Source organism: Lacrimispora brassicae, assembly GCF_054772055.1.
Genome location: NZ_BRYH01000055.1, coordinates 129,595 through 148,467 on the forward strand (window position 1 = coordinate 129,595; position 18,873 = coordinate 148,467).

The 18,873-nt window shown below is 44.2% G+C and carries 18 protein-coding genes, 2 pseudogenes and 1 riboswitch; of the genes and pseudogenes, 18 read left to right on the plus strand and 2 right to left on the minus strand.

All coding sequences use genetic code 11. From position 1 onward, the window contains the following. Positions 1 to 2 precede the first annotated feature (2 nt). Positions 3 to 890, plus strand: coding sequence for a glucosamine-6-phosphate deaminase (locus ACYVD3_RS24800; protein WP_460645175.1), 888 nt, complete (start codon positions 3 to 5; stop codon positions 888 to 890). Positions 891 to 1,118: 228 nt separating this feature from the next. Here the strand turns inward: ACYVD3_RS24800 and ACYVD3_RS24805 are convergent, their stop codons facing one another. After that, positions 1,119 to 1,544: an aspartate carbamoyltransferase regulatory subunit gene (locus ACYVD3_RS24805; protein ID WP_460645176.1), complete on the minus strand. Its 426-nt coding sequence runs from the start codon at positions 1,542 to 1,544 to the stop codon at positions 1,119 to 1,121. Continuing rightward, positions 1,538 to 2,461 (minus strand): aspartate carbamoyltransferase, encoded by a 924-nt coding sequence (gene pyrB / locus ACYVD3_RS24810; RefSeq protein ID WP_460645177.1) that lies wholly within the window; start codon positions 2,459 to 2,461, stop codon positions 1,538 to 1,540. The genes ACYVD3_RS24805 and pyrB overlap by 7 nt, the downstream gene beginning before the upstream one ends. 480 nt (positions 2,462 to 2,941) lie before the next feature. On the opposite strand from pyrB, the gene ACYVD3_RS24815 reads away from it, so the two are divergent. The 17 genes and pseudogenes from ACYVD3_RS24815 (at position 2,942) to nagE (ending at position 18,858) form a co-directional block, all read left to right on the plus strand. After that, positions 2,942 to 3,661, plus strand: a complete 720-nt coding sequence (locus ACYVD3_RS24815; protein ID WP_460645226.1) for an ABC transporter ATP-binding protein — start codon at positions 2,942 to 2,944, stop codon at positions 3,659 to 3,661. After that, positions 3,648 to 5,489: a COG1361 S-layer family protein gene (locus ACYVD3_RS24820; RefSeq protein WP_460645178.1), complete on the plus strand. Its 1,842-nt coding sequence runs from the start codon at positions 3,648 to 3,650 to the stop codon at positions 5,487 to 5,489. Before ACYVD3_RS24815 ends, ACYVD3_RS24820 begins: the two co-directional genes overlap by 14 nt. Next, the gene (locus ACYVD3_RS24825; RefSeq protein ID WP_460645179.1) at positions 5,479 to 6,840 is read left to right on the plus strand and encodes an ABC transporter permease; all 1,362 of its coding nucleotides are present in this window, start codon (positions 5,479 to 5,481) and stop codon (positions 6,838 to 6,840) included. The genes ACYVD3_RS24820 and ACYVD3_RS24825 overlap by 11 nt, the downstream gene beginning before the upstream one ends. Positions 6,841 to 6,893: 53 nt before the next feature. After that, positions 6,894 to 6,977, plus strand: a riboswitch (ZMP/ZTP riboswitch). 94 nt (positions 6,978 to 7,071) lie between these two features. After that, positions 7,072 to 7,785 (plus strand): IMP cyclohydrolase, encoded by a 714-nt coding sequence (locus ACYVD3_RS24830; protein ID WP_460645180.1) that lies wholly within the window; start codon positions 7,072 to 7,074, stop codon positions 7,783 to 7,785. Between the two features lie 14 nt (positions 7,786 to 7,799). After that, positions 7,800 to 8,978 (plus strand): phosphoribosylaminoimidazolecarboxamide formyltransferase, encoded by a 1,179-nt coding sequence (locus ACYVD3_RS24835; RefSeq protein ID WP_460645181.1) that lies wholly within the window; start codon positions 7,800 to 7,802, stop codon positions 8,976 to 8,978. A 180-nt stretch (positions 8,979 to 9,158) separates the two neighbouring features. Next, positions 9,159 to 9,434 (plus strand): annotated as a pseudogene (locus ACYVD3_RS24840) (sigma-70 family RNA polymerase sigma factor); the annotation flags it as partial. Between the two features lie 261 nt (positions 9,435 to 9,695). Next, the gene (locus tag ACYVD3_RS24845; protein ID WP_460645182.1) at positions 9,696 to 10,157 is read left to right on the plus strand and encodes a hydrogenase maturation protease; all 462 of its coding nucleotides are present in this window, start codon (positions 9,696 to 9,698) and stop codon (positions 10,155 to 10,157) included. Beyond that, on the plus strand, positions 10,150 to 10,407 hold the full coding sequence (locus ACYVD3_RS24850) for a hypothetical protein (RefSeq protein WP_460645183.1): 258 nt from the start codon (positions 10,150 to 10,152) through the stop codon (positions 10,405 to 10,407). Before ACYVD3_RS24845 ends, ACYVD3_RS24850 begins: the two co-directional genes overlap by 8 nt. A gap of 66 nt (positions 10,408 to 10,473) precedes the next feature. Then, on the plus strand, positions 10,474 to 10,950 hold the full coding sequence (locus ACYVD3_RS24855) for a cytochrome b5 domain-containing protein (protein WP_460645184.1): 477 nt from the start codon (positions 10,474 to 10,476) through the stop codon (positions 10,948 to 10,950). 8 nt (positions 10,951 to 10,958) lie between these two features. Further along, positions 10,959 to 11,861 carry a hydrogenase small subunit gene (locus ACYVD3_RS24860; RefSeq protein ID WP_460645227.1) on the plus strand — a complete coding sequence of 301 codons (903 nt, stop codon included), beginning with the start codon at positions 10,959 to 10,961 and terminating at the stop codon, positions 11,859 to 11,861. Positions 11,862 to 11,863: 2 nt separating this feature from the next. After that, the gene (locus tag ACYVD3_RS24865) at positions 11,864 to 13,240 is read left to right on the plus strand and encodes a nickel-dependent hydrogenase large subunit (RefSeq protein WP_460645185.1); all 1,377 of its coding nucleotides are present in this window, start codon (positions 11,864 to 11,866) and stop codon (positions 13,238 to 13,240) included. Between the two features lie 258 nt (positions 13,241 to 13,498). Then, a complete protein-coding gene (locus tag ACYVD3_RS24870; protein WP_460645186.1) occupies positions 13,499 to 15,184 on the plus strand; it encodes a recombinase family protein in 1,686 nt (561 codons plus the stop codon). After that, positions 15,180 to 15,548, plus strand: a pseudogene (locus ACYVD3_RS24875) (sigma-70 family RNA polymerase sigma factor); the annotation flags it as partial. The gene ACYVD3_RS24870 and the pseudogene ACYVD3_RS24875, both read left to right, overlap by 5 nt. 196 nt (positions 15,549 to 15,744) lie before the next feature. After that, positions 15,745 to 16,572: a BglG family transcription antiterminator LicT gene (gene licT, locus ACYVD3_RS24880; RefSeq protein WP_460645187.1), complete on the plus strand. Its 828-nt coding sequence runs from the start codon at positions 15,745 to 15,747 to the stop codon at positions 16,570 to 16,572. Between the two features lie 19 nt (positions 16,573 to 16,591). Next, positions 16,592 to 17,086, plus strand: coding sequence for a PTS sugar transporter subunit IIA (locus ACYVD3_RS24885; RefSeq protein WP_460645188.1), 495 nt, complete (start codon positions 16,592 to 16,594; stop codon positions 17,084 to 17,086). Positions 17,087 to 17,106: 20 nt separating this feature from the next. Next, positions 17,107 to 17,349 (plus strand): HPr family phosphocarrier protein, encoded by a 243-nt coding sequence (locus tag ACYVD3_RS24890; RefSeq protein ID WP_460645189.1) that lies wholly within the window; start codon positions 17,107 to 17,109, stop codon positions 17,347 to 17,349. Between the two features lie 72 nt (positions 17,350 to 17,421). After that, entirely contained in the window at positions 17,422 to 18,858 is a 1,437-nt protein-coding gene (nagE, locus tag ACYVD3_RS24895; protein WP_460645190.1) for an N-acetylglucosamine-specific PTS transporter subunit IIBC, read from the plus strand. Positions 18,859 to 18,873 lie beyond the last annotated feature (15 nt).

Consider the following 18,873-nt stretch of genomic DNA (forward strand, 5'->3'; position numbering starts at 1 on the left):
AGATGATAAATAAAAAATGTCCATGTCCATATGTGATATGTAGGATGCATGGAAATTGTATTGCCTGTATTGAAAAGAGCCGAAAAAATCATGAAATGGTAAATTGTATGGAGGAGATTGCCAAAAATCTGGGAGCCACATTTCCGATACATATACCTGAGACCGTTGTATGTGAAGACTTTGAATCCATGTCACAATACAGCGCAAAGTGCATTGCAGATGTAGTCAAAGAAAAACCAGATGCACTGATATGTCTTCCGGCGGGGAGTACAGCAAAAAGAACTTTTGAAATACTGGCGGAAATGTTTAAGAAAAAGAAGATAGATTTCAGCAATGCTTTTTTTGTAGCGTTGGATGAATGGCTTGATTTGGAGGATGTGTCTGAGAATTGTACCTCATTTATGTATCATAATTTCTACCGTCCATTGTCTATAAGGGAAGATCAGATTACATTATTTGATGTACATGCAAAGGATTTAGAAATGGAATGCAGAAGAGTTGATGAATACATCTTTAAAAAGGGAGGTATTGATTGTATGCTTCTTGGTCTGGGGATGAATGGACATCTGGGGTTAAATGAGCCGGGAGTGGATTTTAACAGCTATACCAAAGTGATTTCACTGGATACAGTCACCATGGAAGTTGGTCAAAAATACTTCTCTCAGGATATGAAGTTAACCAGAGGAATTACCTTAGGAATACGCCATATGTTTGAAGCTAAAAAAGTAGTTCTGCAGGTAGGTGGCAGAGCGAAAAGAGATATTGTTGAGAAAATGTATAGAAGCCGTCCAGGTAATGAGATACCTGCTACTGTGTTAAAATTATTACCTAACGGAATGGTTATTCTGGATCAAGATGCAGCTAGTAAAATTAACGATTTATTAGACTAAATATTTAAATCACACAGTAAATTTACGATCCTTTGGACTTGTGCCAAGAATTACAGGGTTTATAGAAGCTGTGAAGAGTTGACAAAGGTATTGGATTTTGAATCGTATGTAATACACAAGCAACATATATGAAAAAAAGCCGGGGTTTCCGGCTTTTTTCATATATGTTATGATGCCTGATCTGTTACAAAGGCAGTTGGTGCCAGATGCAGGAAATGAACAGCTATTTTATTTTGTATATTTTTCATCACAGTATTTGCACCGGTATGTTTCCGTTTCTTCATCAGAAAGATAGAAAATATTAGGAAGTTCCTGTTCAATAGATGTAATGCAGCGGGGATTTTTGCACTGGATCACATTGATGATTTTCTTTGGAAGGCTTAATGTCTTTTTTTCTGCGATTTGATTGTCCCGTATGATATTCACCGTAATATTATGGTCGATATATCCTAAAACATTAAGGTCAAGCTGGTCCAGACCGCCTTCGATCTTAATAATATCCTTACGGCCCATCTTGTTGCTTTTTGCATTTTTAATAATGGCTACTTGGCAATCCATCTGGTCCAGACTTAAATGGAAGTAAATATCCAGGCTCTTTCCCGCTTCAATATGGTCTAATACAATTCCTTCTCTCAATCCACTGATATTTAGCATGGTTTTGCCACCTCCAATAATGTCATAATTAATGCCATTCTTACATAAACGCCGTATTCGGCCTGTTTGAAATAGGCTGCACGTGGATCACAATCAATTTCTACGGAAATTTCATTAACTCTGGGAAGCGGATGAAGGACAAACATATCCTCTTTTGCCAGCTTCATTTTCTTCTTATCCAAAATGTAACAGTCTTTTAAACGGATATAGTCCTCTTCGTTGAAAAAACGTTCTTTCTGTACACGGGTCATATAAAGAATATCCAACGAAGGTATGGCTTCATCCAGGCTGTCCATTTCTGTAAATTCAATATTATTTGCTTTCAGTATATCTTCTCTAATATATTCAGGAACCCGAAGTTCAGGCGGTGATATCAGCACAAATTTTATATTAGGATAACGCACCAATGCGTTAATCAAAGAATGAACGGTACGACCAAACTTCAAGTCGCCGCAGAGGCCAATGGTCAGATCATGTAACCGTCCTTTTAAAGAACAGATGGAGAGAAGATCTGTAAGTGTCTGAGTGGGATGCTGGTGTCCGCCGTCACCGGCGTTAATAACCGGAATTGTGGAATGGGTTGAAGCCACCAACGGAGCGCCTTCTTTTGGATGCCTCATGGCACAGATATCTGAGTAACAGGAGATCACACGGATCGTGTCGGCAACACTTTCTCCCTTTGCGGCAGAGCTGGAGTCGGCAGAAGAAAAGCCTAGTACACTGCCGCCCAGATTCAACATGGCAGCCTCGAAACTCAAACGAGTTCTTGTACTTGGCTCATAAAATAATGTCGCTAATTTTTTTCCATCGCATACATGAGAATATTTTGGAAGATTGTCTTCGATGTCTTTGGCTAGATCTAAAAGCTGTCCAGTTTCTTCCACACTAAAGTCTAACGGGTTAAGTAAATGTCTCATAAGAATCTCCTTTATCCACTAAGTTATGGTTTAAAATTCTATCCCATCTACTATACAGTATTAGCTGAAATATTTCAATACTTTTTTTGAATTTATAATGTAAGCCAGACCTATATCTTTTTTCCAAGAATTGGAAAGACGCCCCTGTAAGGAATATTTAAGGAAGTGTAAGAAAATAAAGAATGACCAATAGAAATATCTTGTTGTATAATGTTCATGAAGCAATGAGCAGTGCGAAGGAGAGCAAGGACAAATTTTCGTTGTGCCTGCACATAAGAAAATTTGTCCTTGCTCTCCTTCATAGGGCGAATGCCCGTGAGCCAGGGAACCGGCCGGTTCCCTGGCTGCACTGCGGGTTCGCGGGTTGAATTACGGTTCCCAGGCCACACTACATATCCCCATCCCAACCCGCGCATTCACCGACTCACACTGCAGACTTATATTAAGGAGGAATCTGCTTTGGAAAAAGATAAAACACCTATGATTCAGGTCAAGAATCTCTATAAGGTGTACAAAGTAGGAAACACAAAGGTCTATGCCTTAGACGGCGTGGACTTTACCATACACAAAGGGGAATTCTGTGCGATCGTAGGCCCATCCGGTTCCGGTAAATCCACTCTCTTAAATATGTTGGCCGGTCTTGAGAAGCCGTCAAAAGGAGAGATCGTCATCGGCGGGAACCATATAGAAAAGCTTTCGGAAAATCAACTGGTATCATTCCGCAGAAAGCATGTGGGTTTTATTTTCCAGTCCTATAATCTTTTACAGACCATGAATGCGGTAGAGAATGTAGCCTTGCCTCTGTCATTCCGGGGAGTGCAAAAGAAATCAAGGAACGAAAAAGCAAGGGAGTACATAAGGCTGGTAGGGCTTGAAAAACAGATGAAGCATATGGCCAATGAGATGTCGGGAGGCCAGCAGCAGAGGGTCGGCATTGCAAGAGCTTTGGCAGTAGATCCTAAGATTATCTTTGCGGATGAACCCACTGGAAACCTGGATTCCAAAACTACCAGGGAAATTTTAAGATTAATGCAGAAAATTGTGAGGGAGCAGAATCAGACCCTGGTCATGGTTACTCATGATAATTATATTGCAAAGTTTGCAGACAGACAATTCCATATAGTAGATGGAAAAATCTTAAAAATTGAAGAAAAGCATCATGAGGATACGAAGGAGGACATTGGAAATGAAGAAGGGTAGGAAAGGATTTTTATGGCTGCTTGCAATCCTTATGATTATTTCGGCTGTACCGGGGGTAGCTTTTGCCCGGCCAGGATCAGACGAGAGTTATATTGAGGTTAAAAAAGTTCCGTCTGGAAAGACAGGGGAGAACATGACCATCAATATGGTTTTCAAAAACAATGAAGGTATTGACTTAAATAATGTGGCAATTCGCTTTTCAGATGAATCAGTGAATGAGGAAAGTGATGCAAAAGCAAATGGAGAAACTTATTCAGGAAGCACGTTTCCTTTTGAGATCACCTCTGACACCTTTAATAATAAAATGATAGGAACAGTAAAAGATGGAAGCTCTAAGAATGTATCCCTTACTGGGAAAGTTCGAAGAGATCTGGCAGACGGATATTACTCAGTGCCCATAGAGGTTGTATTCGGTGCGACCGCTGGCGGAAAAGACGGATCGCCGATTTCTTTTCCTGATGCCCGTCCCGCAACGGTCAACATCTGGATCACAAAATCCGCCGCAACTACGGAATCTGGGAAAGATGAAGGAACCATCCGGTTCGAACTGGGAGAAAACCAGAATACGCCTTCCGGCATCTATCCCCAAACCATGAATTTTAATATGAATGTCCGCAATTCCTCTGCAATTACGGCTTTTGATGTGAATGTCCGCATGAAACTGGATCAGGACAGCACCAAATTCCCCTTTGATATTAACGACGGAAACTACACCAGGCATTACGACCGGATCGGCGGCGGCGAGACGATGGAGGTTCCATACAGCATGAATATCCGCAAGGATGTTTACAGCGGATACTATCCCATTACCTTTACCATTGAATACCGTGACAGTACCGAGGGAGATGTCCAGAAAGCAGAAGAAACCTTCTATGTAAAGGTTCAGAATAAAGACAAGGAAGAGGAGACCGGCGATTTCAATGCCAACGACAGGACAAAGGCCAGAATCATCGTGGATGGATTCCAGACGAATCCTGAAACAGTCTATGCCGGGGAGGAGTTTGAACTGACCCTTCATATGAAGAACGCCTCCGAAAATGTTGCGGCAAGCAACATCCTTTTTAACCTGGAATCAGAAAAAGTTACGGACAGCGCAGTATTTACCATGGATTCCGGCTCCTCATCCATTGTTGTGAATTCCCTTTCCGCAGGTGCGACCGCGGATATTAAAGTGAAGCTCCGGGCAGGAGCCTGGGTGGATCAAAGGACCTATGCCATTACCATCATTGAAAAGTATGACAGCCCTGAGTTTAAGAACGCGGAAGAAAAGGTGACGGTGAACATTCCTGTCAAGCAGGTATCCAGGCTGAATACAGGGACCATTGAGATCATGCCGGATACGATTTCCGTAGGCTCAGAGACGAATGTGATGTTTCCCATCAATAATACGGGAAAGGTTCTCCTTTACAATGTAATGGTGGCCTTTGTGGGGGATTCCATCCAGCAGACTAACAGCTATGTAGGAAATATAAAGCCGGGAGAATCCGGGAATGTAGATGCCATGATCACCGGAACAGCTCCAACCATGGATGATGGGAAAATCAAGGTTATGATCACCTATGAGGATGAAAACGGCGTAGTCAGCGATCCTATTGAAAAGGAACTGGCTTTAACGGTAACAGAACAGATGGATCAGGATCCCGGAATGGACGGTTCAGGAGAATTTCCAGTGGTAACAGAGCCGGAAGGCTCTTCCAAATATGGAAAAATTATTATTCCGGTGGTGATCGCCGCCCTGGCCATAGGAACCTTTGGGACTGTATTTGTGCTTAAAAAGCGCAAACGGAAAAAGGAAGAACTGGAAGAGGAAAATAACAATGAGATTTAGCGATTTGCTATCCATGAGTGTAAATAACTTAAGACGCAGGAAGCTAAGGACATTTTTAACGGTTCTGGGAGTTTTGATCGGTACGGCTTCCATTGTTGTCATGGTGTCTTTGGGGATCGGCTTTAATGAACTTACCATGGAACAGATCGCTTCCTATGGAAGCCTTACAGAAGTTTCCGTATATTCCAACGCCATGTGGGGAGGAAATGACAGCAGCAAGGACCCAAATTACATGACAGATGATGTGATCGCACAGTTTGGCAGGATCCCACACGTTACTGCTGCTTCTCCCCTTTTGGAGACTAACGTTTTGATGACCCAGGGAGCTTATCAGGCATACATCAACCTTGTTGGAGTCACCCAGGAATATATGAAAAATATTTCATTAAAAGAAGGCCGCATCCCGGAACCGGGAAAAAGGGACCTTCAGATGATCGTTGGGAATATGGTGGCCAGGAATTTCAACAATCCAAAAAGCAACCGTTACGATTATTATGAGGATCCTTCCAGCATTCCGGACATTGATTTTATGAATAAACCCCTGTTTGTGATATTTGATATGGATGCATATTATCAGTCTCAAGGCGGGGGAACGGGAGACGGAGGCACAACCGTCAAACCGCCCAAAAAGTATCTGGTACCAACGGCCGGACTGGTGGCCGGAGGACCGGAGGAATGGAATAGTTACAGCTACAACGTCTATGTGGACCTGGAGGCCTTAAAGGCCCAGCTAAAACAGATTTTTAAAAAGAAGCCCATTCCCAACCAGCCAACCAATAAAAAGGGGAAGCCCTATAACTATTTTATTTACCAGCAGGCGATTGTGGAAGTAGATGATATGAACCATGTGACGGAGGTACAGAAAGCCATTACAGATATGGGTTATCAGGCCAACAGCAATATGGAATGGCTGGAGCAATCCCAGAAGCAGGCAAAGATGGTTCAGGCCCTTTTGGGAGGGATCGGGGCTGTCTCCTTATTCGTGGCGGCCATCGGTATTGCCAATACCATGATGATGTCCATTTATGAAAGAACGAAGGAAATCGGGATCCTGAAGGTTTTGGGATGCGATATGAATAATATCAAGAACATGTTCCTTTTGGAATCCGGCTTTATCGGCTTTTTAGGAGGAGTGTCGGGGATCCTGTTCAGCTACGGGGTTTCGTTCATCATTAACAAGTTTCTTTCCGGCCGCTTTATGCCAGGCATGCCCGGCGATCTTTCCAGGATCCCCACCTGGCTGTCCATGGCAGCCGTTGGTTTTGCTGTTTTTGTAGGCATGGCTGCAGGATTTTTCCCTGCCTTAAGGGCCATGAAGCTGAGTCCTCTTGCCGCCATAAGGAATGAATAGTTGAATTACAAAAGGGGCTTGCATTTTTTCAGGGAATATAATATGATGTTAAACAAGGTACGTGTGACTGGCGGATCAGTGGAAATTATACCACGGGGAGCACGATACAATAAAAGCCGACCGCCTGGGCACCCTATGGGATGTCCAGGCGGTTTTTTGATTTGCAGAAAACTATGTGCCATGAATCAAAACTCTATATTTTGTTTTTATTCAGAAAGGAGAGCAGAACTGATGCATTTGATTTCTTTACAAGAGGATTTAAAAAACAACTCCTATCCGGGAAGAGGCATTGTCATGGGAAAAACACCGGATGGCAGGAAAGCGGTTGCCGCTTACTTCATTATGGGGAGAAGCGAAAACAGCCGAAACCGGGTGTTTGTGGAGGAGGGGACAGGAATCCGCACCCAGGCCTTTGACCCTTCCAAGGTCACTGATCCAAGTCTCATTATTTACGCTCCGGTGCGGGTTATGGGAAATAAGACCATCGTCACAAACGGAGATCAGACCGATACCATTTATAAGGGAATGGATATCCAGCTAACCTTTGAACAATCCTTGCGGTGCAGGGAATTTGAGCCGGATAGTCCTAATTATACTCCCCGCATTTCCGGAATCATGCATATGGAGGGCGGCCGTTTTAATTATGCCATGTCTCTCATAAAGAGCAATCACGGGGATCCGGACTCCTGCAACCGCTATACCTATGCCTATGACACTCCGGCGGCAGGAGAAGCTCATTTCCTTCACACCTATATGCACGATGGAACCCCTTTGCCAAGCTTTGAAGGAGAGCCAAAGCTGGTGGCGGCCCTTGACCATATAGACGAATTTACTGACATGGTATGGGAAAGCCTCCACAAGGAAAATAAGATCTCTCTCTTTGTAAGGTATATTGATATAGAAACCGGAGCTTATGAGACCCGGATCGTGAATAAAAATCAATGACAGGAGTACAAAAGATGAATGAACTGGAATTAAAGTATGGCTGTAACCCCAATCAGAAACCCTCCAGGATTTTTATGCCCCAGGGAAAAGAACTTCCCATTGAGGTCTTAAGCGGCCGGCCGGGATATATTAATTTTCTGGATGCCTTTCATGGCTGGCAGTTGGTAAAGGAATTAAAGGAAGCTACCGGCCTTCCTGCAGCCACTTCCTTTAAGCATGTGTCCCCGGCGGGAGCAGCAGTGGGACTGCCTCTTGACCGGACGCTTGCAAGAATTTACCGGGTAGAGGATATGGAAGGGCTTTCTCCTCTGGCCTGTGCCTATGCCAGAGCAAGAGGCGCTGACCGCATGTCTTCCTTTGGGGATTTCATTTCCCTTTCTGATGTCTGCGATGAGGATACTGCCAGGATCATCAAGCGGGAAGTGTCTGACGGAGTCATCGCTCCAGGGTATGAGCCAAAGGCTTTGGAAATCTTAAAGTCCAAGAAAAACGGCAGCTATAATATCATCCAGATTGATCCGGATTATGAGCCGGAGCCTCTTGAGAGAAAACAGGTTTATGGGATCACCTTTGAGCAGGGAAGAAATGAAGGGAAGATTGATGAAGAACTTTTAAAGAATGTGGTGACAGAGAACAAGGAAATTCCCCAATCAGCAAAAATCGACTTAATCATTTCCCTTATTACGTTAAAATACACTCAGTCCAACTCGGTCTGCTTTGCAAAAGAGGGACAGGCCATCGGCATCGGGGCAGGGCAGCAGTCCCGCATCCACTGCACCAGACTGGCAGGAAATAAGGCAGATAACTGGTTTCTGCGCCAGGCGCCTCAGGTCTTAGAGCTTCCTTTCGTAGATGGCATTGGCCGCGCAGACAGGGACAATGCCATTGATGTCTATATTGGAGACGATTATATGGATGTAATTTCAGACGGCAGATGGGAAAATGTTTTCAGGGTAAAACCAACCGTATTTACAGGAGAAGAGAAGCGGGCATGGCTGGACCGGCTGACAGGGGTTTCCCTGGGATCTGACGCATTCTTCCCCTTTGGCGACAACATTGACCGGGCCTATAAAAGCGGGGTATGCTACGTAGCCCAGCCAGGGGGCTCGGTCCGGGATGACCAGGTAATTGAAACCTGCAATAAATACGGAATGGCTATGGCCTTTACAGGAGTCCGCTTGTTCCATCATTGATTCCGGAAATGAATGGGGGAAGGAATCCTGTCCATCGGCATCAGAGGCTGGGCGTGTCCGCCAGTATTGCCTGTTTTGCGGTGGAAAGGGAAAATAAGTACCAGCCAATATTTTTTGTAAAAGCACTTTAGGGAGAAGGGCGGCATAAAATGAGAGTAAGTAAGTTTAAGGTGGCTTTCTTTGAAAACTTTTCCCAAACCTTTAACTGCGCGAGAAGAACGAGAGTGTCTGGAACGATACCAGGAGGGGGATCGGGAGGCGAGAGCCACACTCATCGAGCGGAATATGCGCCTGGTGGCACATGTGGCCAAAAAGTATCAGAATACGGATTATGATATGGAAGACCTTCTTTCCGTAGGAACCATAGGACTCATTAAAGCCGTAAATACCTTTCATCCGGACAGAGGATCCAGGCTGGCCACTTATGCGGCCAAATGTGTGGAGAATGGTATCCTATCACAACGGCTCCAGGCCGGATAAAAACAGGGAACCGGTGTATGCCTGTCACAACAAGGCATGCACCGGTTCCTGGTGTTATATTTTAAATTCTAAGATCATATCATGGAGTTCCCCGGCCAATCCGGATAAGATGTCGCTGGAAGCTGCAATTTCTTCCAGGGCGCCTGCCATTTCTGTAATCTTCCCTTGGCAAAGAATATTTGACTATGTCCAACATATATATTGATAAATAACAAATTTAGGGAAGGAGACAAGGATATGGTGAAATTAGTTGCTATTGGCAACCGGTTTATGAAGGATGACGCTATAGCAATTAAAGCTGCCGAAATGCTGGAAGACCGGCTGACCCAACAGGATGTCCATGTAATCATTGGTGAAACCGATTTTCAAAACTGCTTTTATTTACTGGATGAAGATGACTTTATTTTTATACTTGACGCACTTTCCCCAAGGGCAGAGCCTGGAAAGGTTCATCTCTTCCGCCTTGAAGATATAATGTCACAGCCTTCCTTGTTCTCCATGCAGCATGATCTGAGCATGGTGGAACTCATGAAGCTGTACAGAGTCCGGTTCAGGGGTTATCTCATCGGAATTGAAATTTCCGAAATTGGTTTTGGCCATGAACTCAGTGCTGTTTTAAGAGATAAGCTGCCCCAAATCTGTCGGGAAGTTGAAACCGCAATTCAAAAAATTCTATGGGAGGAAACCGTTTATGCATGACACTTTCTTAAATCAAAACTTATATGAGTCAATCATCGACCTATGCAGGGAAAACGCCATTGCAAAGATTTTAAATCTGACAATTACAGTACATACAAACAGCCATATAAGTGAAGCCAGCATCCGCGAATATTTTTCCGAAAGAAAAAATGCCCTTATTGGCGGCTGGACAAACATTCTGGTACGCAAACAGGAAATGGAGCCTCTTACTGCGGTGATCGACGAGATTGATGGGGAGAAATTCCAATAAGGGCAGCCTGTCTTTTTTAGGTAAACAATATCAACAATTCTGTATTTTCATTTTGGAGGTTTTTTTATGGAATTAAATTTGTTTTTAGATTATGTGGGAAACAGTGTAAAGCAAATAAACGAAGATGTTGAAAAGCTTTATTCCAGTCAATACGACAGCGGTGCTGTATTGGATCATTTAAGCAGTGAAGTGGTCATGCTGGATAGCCACATCAAATATTTTACCCAGTCAAATCAGTTAAGTATGGAAGAGATAGAAAATCCTTATGAAGCCATTCACGCAAGCCAAACCGAGGAGGAAAACAATCCTCCAAGATTCTTTTCCCTGACTGAATTAGCCAGATATGACGGCAAGGACGGGGCTCCTGCTTACGTTGCGGTAAATGGAGTGGTATATGATGTTACAAATAATTCCGTCTGGAGGGGAGACAGTCATTTCGGCCTTAATCCCGGAAGAGATTTAACCTATGAATTTCAAGCCTGCCATCCCGGGGCAATGGTCTTAACCAGATTACCGGTGGTAGGTTATCTGACTTTAGTGTAAAGCTGGTGATGAATTTGGGTTGTGAAAGTTTTAACTGTCCTTATCAGGAAAGCAGGTTAAAAACAACAGAAAGCCTTGTGAACAGGGTAAAGAACGATATTGTAAACAATTTGCGGCCAAAGCAGAATCTGGTCTGGCTGGAATTAAACGGATGCACCGGCAATACCATCTCTCTTCTTGATGGCCAAAATCCGGATTTCCAGTATCTGATGACTCAAATGACTAATTTCATTTACAGCAATACTCTTACCGCTTCCGAAGGAAATGAAGCCATGGACCGGTTATTTGGCATCATAGGAAGCAATTATATCCTGGCCGCAGAAGGCGCGGTATCTTTAAAGGACAACGGTTCCTATCAAACCGTCGGCCGGCACAATGGCAGGGAAATTACAGGCTTGGAGGCGGTCAGAAGGCTGGGAGAACATGCGGCCCATGTGATTGCTGTGGGAGCCTGTGCTTCCCACGGGGGAGTGTCTGCGGCAAGGCCAAACCCTACCCAATGTGTGGGAATACAGGATGTTTTGGAGCGGAAGGTGATCAAGCTGACAGGCTGCCCCTGTCATCCGGACTGGTTTATGGGTACTCTGGCCTATCTGATCTTATATGGGGAACCGCCTCTTGACAGCAGGGACCGTCCCCTGATGTTTTACAGTACGACCATTCACGACAGATGTCCAAGAAGGTCCTATTATGACAATGGCATCTTTGCCACGACCCTTGGGGAAGAAACCTGTATGTTCATGATGGGCTGCAAAGGACCGGTTACACAGATCGATTGCCCCATACGCCAGTGGAACGGGCATGTCAACTGGCCGGTAGGAGATGATTCTCCCTGCATTGGGTGTGCCCAGTTCGGATTTCCTGATGCAATGGAGCCGTTTATCATCTACGATACCATGAGGGAGGAGTAGACATGGCTGAAAGAATAACCATAAATCCTATTACCCGTATTAATGGTTACATGGAAATTGATGCTGACATTGAAAAACAATCCATTGTGGATGCGAAAACAAAAGGCATGATGTTCCGGGGATTTGAAAAAATGCTTCAGGGAAGAAGCCCCTTTGACGCTGTTTATTTTACCCAGCGCATCTGCGGAATATGTTCCACCGCACATTCCATGGCCTCTGCTCTTGCCTTGGAAGAAGCATTGAACATTGTTCCTTCTGAGCAGGGAAGGTATCTCAGGGATCTGCTTCATGCATGTGAGTTCCTGCAAAACCATCTAAGGCATTTTTATCAGCTTACCATTCCGGACTATGTAAAGCTTCCGGAAGATTATCCCCTGTTTAAAATGGAGCATGATGATTTCAGGCTTCCAAAGGATATAAACGATAAAATGGTAAAGGATTATTTTGAATCCCTTGAATTCAGCCGCAGTGCCCATCAGATGTTAGCCATACTGGGAGGAAAAGCCCCCCATAACCACGGGGTATTTATCGGAGGGATCACTTCACCCATCTCGGCAGATAAGATCATCAGCATAAAATCCATTCTATATGGCATAGGACAGTTTATTATAGAAAAAATGATTCCTGATGTATACATTATTGGAACTTACTATCCGGAGTACTATCATATGGGCGGAGGCTATGGAAACTTATTGAGCTATGGGTGCTTTAACAATTACGAAGATTTAGGCACCCTCTATGTGGATCCCCTTGTTTTCTCAAATGGCCAGATCACTCCCTTTGATCCAGCCCTCATAACCCAGGGAGATGAATACGCCTGGTTTAATGAAAATGATGAACCTGACAGAAATAAACCCCAGGCATATTCCTGGGTAAAAGCGCCAAGATATGAAAATGTCCCCTATGAGGTAGGGCCCCTTGCAAGGCAGTGGCTTTCCGGTGAGTATGTGAACGGGATCTCTGCCATGGACCGGACCATTGCAAGAGTGCTGGAAGCTAAGAAAATTGTGGATATCATGCAAACGCTTATCGATCATCTCATTCCGGGAGTACCTATGCAGCAGGAATATGAGATTCCTGTACAATCATCGGGGAAGGGCCTGGTGGATACCACACGGGGAGCCCTTGGCCACTGGCTGTATATTGAAAACAGGGCAATCGCTTTTTACCAGATCATAACGCCGTCTGCATGGAATCTTTCAACCCAATCAAACGGGATGAAGGGGACAGGAGAACAGGCGCTCATAGGAACCCCTGTAAGCAAATTGGAATCGCCTGTGGAAATCGGCAGAATCATACGTTCCTTTGATCCCTGCGTGTCCTGCGCCACACATGTTTTTTCTGGCGGGAAACATATGAATACAATTCAGCTTGTGTGAAGTTCTTCTATAAGAGCTTGTTTTTGGTCATTGGGGCAGGAGAGCTGCTGTACATATTGAAGAACGGTCTGGCTATGGAGGCTGGCAGCTTTTCTTTCTAATTGTTTCCTGTCTTCTTTGGTTTTGGGTTGATGTACGATCATATTCATTTCAGGGACCTGATATATACTCTTATTATAATGTATGATGTTTCCCATGTCCTCTATGTTCAGGAATAAAAGGGATCAGGGTTTTGTCTTAATAAGGAGGAAGGTTTGGGTGGAAGCTGGAAAAGAGCGGTTTGCGATTTATTCAAGAAAGTCAAAATTTACAGGAAAGGGAGAGAGCATCGGCAACCAGATCGAGCTGTGCAGACAATATATTTCCGCACATTATGGGGATTGCTTCGCTGACAGCGCCTGTGTTTATGAGGATGAGGGATTTTCCGGAGGAAACCTTGAACGGCCTCAGTTTAAAGTCATGATGCAGGAGGCAAAGAAGAAGAAATTTACGGCAGTGGTATGCTACCGTCTGGACCGGATAAGCCGTAATATCGGCGATTTTGCAAATCTCATCGAAGAGCTTAACGAGCTCCATATTTCCTTCATCTCTATAAAGGAGCAGTTTGACACCTCTTCCCCCATGGGCCGGGCCATGATGTACATTGCTTCTGTTTTTTCCCAGTTGGAAAGAGAGACCATAGCGGAACGCATCCGGGATAACATGCTTGAGCTTTCCAAAAGCGGAAGATGGCTGGGAGGGAATACTCCAACAGGCTATACGTCGGAAAGCGTGTCCTCTGTGACCATAGACGGAAAGGTCAAAAAGGCTTTTAAGCTTAAGCTGATTCCGGAAGAGGCAAAGCTGGTCAGGCTGATTTACGAGAAATTTTTAGAAACAGGATCCTTGACCCAGACGGAGACCTATTTGCTGCTAAACGGTTATAAAACAAAACACGGCCGCTTATTCAGCCGTTTTGCAATAAAGGGAATACTGAACAACCCCGTATATACGGTGGCAGACCAGGATGCCTATGAATATTTACGAAAAAAAAAGGTGGACCTGTTTGCAGAAAAAGAAGCCTTTGACGGAAACCATGGAGTAATAGCATATAACCGTACCCTTCAAAAAGCTGGAAAAACCCATGAGATGAAAGACATGGAAGAGTGGATCGTAGCGGTGGGAAAGCATGAGGGAGTGATTCCAGGCTCTGTGTGGGTCAGGGCCCAGCTTTTACTGGATCAGAACAAATCAAAAAGTTACAGGAAGCCTCGCAGCAATGTGGCCCTTTTGTCGGGAATCCTCTATTGCGGCGGCTGCGGTGATTACATGCGTCCAAAGCTGTCCGGCCGGTACAATGACCAGGGGGAGCAGATCTATTCATATTTATGTACCATGAAGGAAAAAAGCCGTATGAAATGCTGCGGAATGAAGAATGTAAACGGAAATATGCTGGATCAGATGGTCCTGGAGGAAATCAGAAAAATATCAGAGGATCATGACGAGTTCCAAAGACAGCTATGCAGAAGCAAAAAGGCAGTGGAAGAGAGCAGACAGGAGCTGGAATGGGACATATCCCGTTTAAAAGAAGAACGAAAGAATACGGAAGAGGAAATCGCAGGGCTGGTGGCCTCCCTCGGAAAAGCGGGGGGGACCGGGGCGGAAGAATACATTATAAAGCAAATCAATGGACTGCATAAAAGGAAGGAGAAAATGGAACAGCGGATATGGGAGCTTTCACAGGCCGCCGGAAGCAATGAGCTATCCGGCCTGGAGTTTCAGCTCTTAAAGCAGACCCTGTCTTCCTTTCGGAATGTGATTGACTTTATGGATATCCGGCAGAAGCGGGTGGCAGTCCGCACCTTTGTAGATAAGGTCATATGGGATGGACAGAATGTCCATCTGTACCTGTTCGGCTCAGGGGAACCAAAACAGCCGGAGCCACAGGGTGACTCTAGCAAATGAAATCCTAATGCTTCTTCGTGCAAACAAAAAGTATTCAAAAGAAGTTTCTCTGTTTGAACCGATCGGCGTAGACAAGGATGGAGAGACCGTAAGTCTTGTAGATGTCATTGAAATGGAAAATAAGGAAACACTGGAAACCATTATTTTAAAGCAGGATATTAAGGAACTGTATGAAGCCTTTGACAGTTGCCTGAAGGACAACGAAAAAACCATTATTGGAATGAGGTACGGACTGCACGGAGGGAAGGAATATACCCAGCGTGAGATCGCGGATGTAATGGGAATATCCAGGTCCTATGTATCCCGGCTGGAGAAAAAGGCCTTAGAGCGGCTGAGAGACGAACTTAAGAAAAATACAATATAAAAATTGAATCATAAAAAATGTATAAAATGTATAAATTTTTATTGACTTTTTAGAAAAAAACTGATATAGTTCATGTAATAATAAATATTATGTGGGTTGTTACTGGAAAGCAGGCAAAACCAATTTTGATTATGGGAAATGATATTCTATTTTCGTGGTCAAAGTTGGTTTTTTATTTTATAGGATGGGACATTGTATGAAAATTGACAAAATCATTAATAACAATATTGTCAGTGCACTGGAACCAGATGGAAAAGAAGTCATTGTCATGGGCAGAGGGATCGGCTTTGGCATGAAACCGGGAAAGGAAATCCCGGAAGGCGCGGTTGAAAAGGTATTCCGCCTGGACAGCCAGAACAATGTTGACAAGTTTAAGGAATTACTGGTGAATTTACCTCTTGAGCACATCCAGGTTTCTACGGAAATCATTAATTACGCCAAGAGTGTATTAAACAGGGCCCTTAATCAAAACATATACATAACGCTGACGGATCACATTAATTTTGCCATTCACCGTTTTAAGGAGAAAATGAAATTTTCTAACCCTCTGCTTAATGAGATAAAGGCCTTTTACAAAGAGGAATACTTAATCGGTGAATACGCCATTGCTTTGATTGAGCGGAGGATAGGCATATCCCTTCCTGTGGATGAGGCTGGGTTCATTGCGTTTCATATCGTAAACGCTGAATTCAATACCGCCATGCGGGATACCATAGACATCACGAACCTGACACAGAATACCGTAGGGATCGTGAAAGAATATTTTTCAATGGAGCCTGATGAAACCTCTTTGAATTATCAGCGGTTTGTCACCCATTTAAGGTTCCTGGCACAGAGAATCGTAACAAAAGAGCTCTTAAACAGCGGGAATGGCGAATTTAACCATTTGATATCCGAGATGTACCCGGAAGAATACGGGTGCAGTTTAAAAATCAAGGATTATATAATGGAAACGTACCATCACGATGTTACAGAAGAGGAAACCGCATATCTGGCGGTCCATATTAAGAGAATGAGGTTGTAATTGAAAGGAGGATTTTTTTATGTTTGATTCATTAAAAAAAATTTTTGGGGGAGGCGGTGAAACAGAGAAAGAAAAAGTTCTGTCACCGGTTGAAGGAACGGCAGTCCCCTTAAGCGAAGTCAATGATCCCACTTTTAGCCAGGAGATCCTTGGAAAGGGAGTCGCCATTATTCCGGCAAAGGGAAGAGTTGTTGCACCGGCCGATGGAGTCCTGACGGTGATGTTTGAGACAAAGCATGCAGTCAGCATTACGACCCAGGGAGGCGCTGAGATCATCGTCCATGTTGGGCTTGATACGGTGAATTTAAACGGAGAGCACTATACTGCTTATAAAAAGCAGGGAGACAAAGTGAAAGCAGGGGAGCTTCTTTTGGAATTTGATATGGCAGCCATAAAGGAAGCCGGATATGAAGTGATCACTCCAGTCATTATATGCAATACGCCAAATTATCCGGATATGGTGTGCCACACAGGGATTCAGGTAAAAGAGTTGGAGCCAATTATTGAACTGTAGGTATATAAATGAGGGAGTATTTGTATGAATTAAATGATCCCATGGGACTTCATGCCAGGCCGGCTTCCCTGATCTTTATGGAAGCAAGGAAGTATTCCTGCAGCATAGAAGCCCATTGGGAATCAGACAAAGCGGACTGTAAAAGCCTTTTGGGGTTAATGGGGCTTGGAGTAACAGATGGCAGCGTCATCCGGTTTGTGTTTGACGGGGAGGATGAGGATGCGGCTATATCTGCACTCTGTACCGCTTTGGAAAGAATTTGATCTGAACCTGCCAATGCGGCAGGAATGGATAAAAAATGTCCGGTAGGACAAAAAGAAAGGGGTTTCTTTATTATGATGAAGTATTTGCAAAAACTAGGTAAATCATTGATGCTTCCGGTGGCGTGTTTGCCTGCGGCAGGTATCCTGATGGGGATCGGTTACTGGATTGACCCCACCGGCTGGGGAGCAAACAGTGCCGTTGCGGCCTTTTTGATTAAGGCGGGGGGCGCAATCATTGATAACATGGCAATTCTGTTTGCAATCGGTGTGGGCGTTGGTATGGCAGATGACCATGAGGGTACTTCTGCACTGGCAGCTATTGTTTCCTGGCTGATGATTCAGACGATTCTTTCTCCTGGCGTTGTTGCCATGTTAAAGGGCGTTGATGTCAGTGCAGTGAATCCGGCTTTTGGAAAAATCGGAAACCAGTTTATTGGTATCGTTTCCGGTATCATCGGTTCCAGTTGCTATAACAAATTTAAAAACACCAAGCTTCCCGATGCCCTGGCATTCTTCAGCGGCAAACGGTCTGTTGCTATTGTTACCGCTCTTGTTTCTCTGGTAGCCTGCCTTGTTTTATTCTTCATATGGCCGGTGGTATATTCCGGACTGGTTGCATTTGGTAAGGGCATTCTTGGACTTGGCGCCATAGGAGCCGGTATTTACGGTTTCTTCAACCGTCTTCTGATTCCTGTAGGTCTTCACCACGCACTGAATTCCGTATTCTGGTTTGACGTTGCAAGTGTAAACGACCTTGGTAATTTCTGGTCAGGAAATGGTGTTTTGGGCCAGACAGGTCAGTACATGACAGGTTTCTTCCCGGTAATGATGTTCGGTCTTCCGGCCGCAGCTTTGGCTATGTATCATACCGCAAAACCTGGTAAAAAGAAAAATGCATATGGTCTATTGCTTGCAGCAGCAGTATGCTCCTTCTTTACAGGAGTAACAGAACCTCTGGAATTCGCTTTCATGTTCCTTGCACCAGGCCTTTACTTAATCCATGCAATTTTAACTGGTATTTCCTTAACGATCTGCGCCTTGCTGCCCGTGCGTGCAGGCTTTAACTTTAGTGCAGGTTTTGTTGACTGGTTCTTGAGCTTTAAGGCTCCTATGGCTGTAAATCCGCTTCTTATTATCCCGCTGGGCCTTGTTTATGCGGCTATTTACTACTTTGTATTCCGCTTTGCAATCTTGGCGTTTGACTTTAAGACTCCGGGACGGGAAGATGATGATCTAGATGAAAACACAGTTACTCTTTCCAATAATAACTATACGGCTATTGCTGCCATTATTCTGGAAGGACTTGGGGGAAAGAATAATATCACCAGCATCGACAACTGCATTACAAGATTAAGACTGGAGATCAAGGATTATACTCTGGTAGATGAAAAGAAGATCAAATCCTCAGGTGTGGCCGGTATCATCAGGCCAGGCAAAACCAGCGTACAGGTTATTGTAGGACCTCAGGTACAGTTTGTGGCAGATGAGTTTAAGAAGATGTGCCAGTAATAAATAGTCATAAAA

What these genes read in the sequence shown, in the direction of transcription:
- ACYVD3_RS24800 (WP_460645175.1), top strand. Translation starts at nt 3, where the DNA reads ATGATAAATAAAAAATGTCCATGTCCATATGTGATATGTAGGATGCAT.
- ACYVD3_RS24805 (WP_460645176.1), bottom strand. Translation starts at nt 1,544, where the DNA reads ATGCTAAATATCAGTGGATTGAGAGAAGGAATTGTATTAGACCATATT.
- pyrB (WP_460645177.1), bottom strand. Translation starts at nt 2,461, where the DNA reads ATGAGACATTTACTTAACCCGTTAGACTTTAGTGTGGAAGAAACTGGA.
- ACYVD3_RS24815 (WP_460645226.1), top strand. Translation starts at nt 2,942, where the DNA reads ATGATTCAGGTCAAGAATCTCTATAAGGTGTACAAAGTAGGAAACACA.
- ACYVD3_RS24820 (WP_460645178.1), top strand. Translation starts at nt 3,648, where the DNA reads ATGAAGAAGGGTAGGAAAGGATTTTTATGGCTGCTTGCAATCCTTATG.
- ACYVD3_RS24825 (WP_460645179.1), top strand. Translation starts at nt 5,479, where the DNA reads ATGAGATTTAGCGATTTGCTATCCATGAGTGTAAATAACTTAAGACGC.
- ACYVD3_RS24830 (WP_460645180.1), top strand. Translation starts at nt 7,072, where the DNA reads ATGCATTTGATTTCTTTACAAGAGGATTTAAAAAACAACTCCTATCCG.
- ACYVD3_RS24835 (WP_460645181.1), top strand. Translation starts at nt 7,800, where the DNA reads ATGAATGAACTGGAATTAAAGTATGGCTGTAACCCCAATCAGAAACCC.
- ACYVD3_RS24845 (WP_460645182.1), top strand. Translation starts at nt 9,696, where the DNA reads ATGGTGAAATTAGTTGCTATTGGCAACCGGTTTATGAAGGATGACGCT.
- ACYVD3_RS24850 (WP_460645183.1), top strand. Translation starts at nt 10,150, where the DNA reads ATGCATGACACTTTCTTAAATCAAAACTTATATGAGTCAATCATCGAC.
- ACYVD3_RS24855 (WP_460645184.1), top strand. Translation starts at nt 10,474, where the DNA reads ATGGAATTAAATTTGTTTTTAGATTATGTGGGAAACAGTGTAAAGCAA.
- ACYVD3_RS24860 (WP_460645227.1), top strand. Translation starts at nt 10,959, where the DNA reads ATGAATTTGGGTTGTGAAAGTTTTAACTGTCCTTATCAGGAAAGCAGG.
- ACYVD3_RS24865 (WP_460645185.1), top strand. Translation starts at nt 11,864, where the DNA reads ATGGCTGAAAGAATAACCATAAATCCTATTACCCGTATTAATGGTTAC.
- licT (WP_460645187.1), top strand. Translation starts at nt 15,745, where the DNA reads ATGAAAATTGACAAAATCATTAATAACAATATTGTCAGTGCACTGGAA.
- ACYVD3_RS24885 (WP_460645188.1), top strand. Translation starts at nt 16,592, where the DNA reads ATGTTTGATTCATTAAAAAAAATTTTTGGGGGAGGCGGTGAAACAGAG.
- nagE (WP_460645190.1), top strand. Translation starts at nt 17,422, where the DNA reads ATGATGAAGTATTTGCAAAAACTAGGTAAATCATTGATGCTTCCGGTG.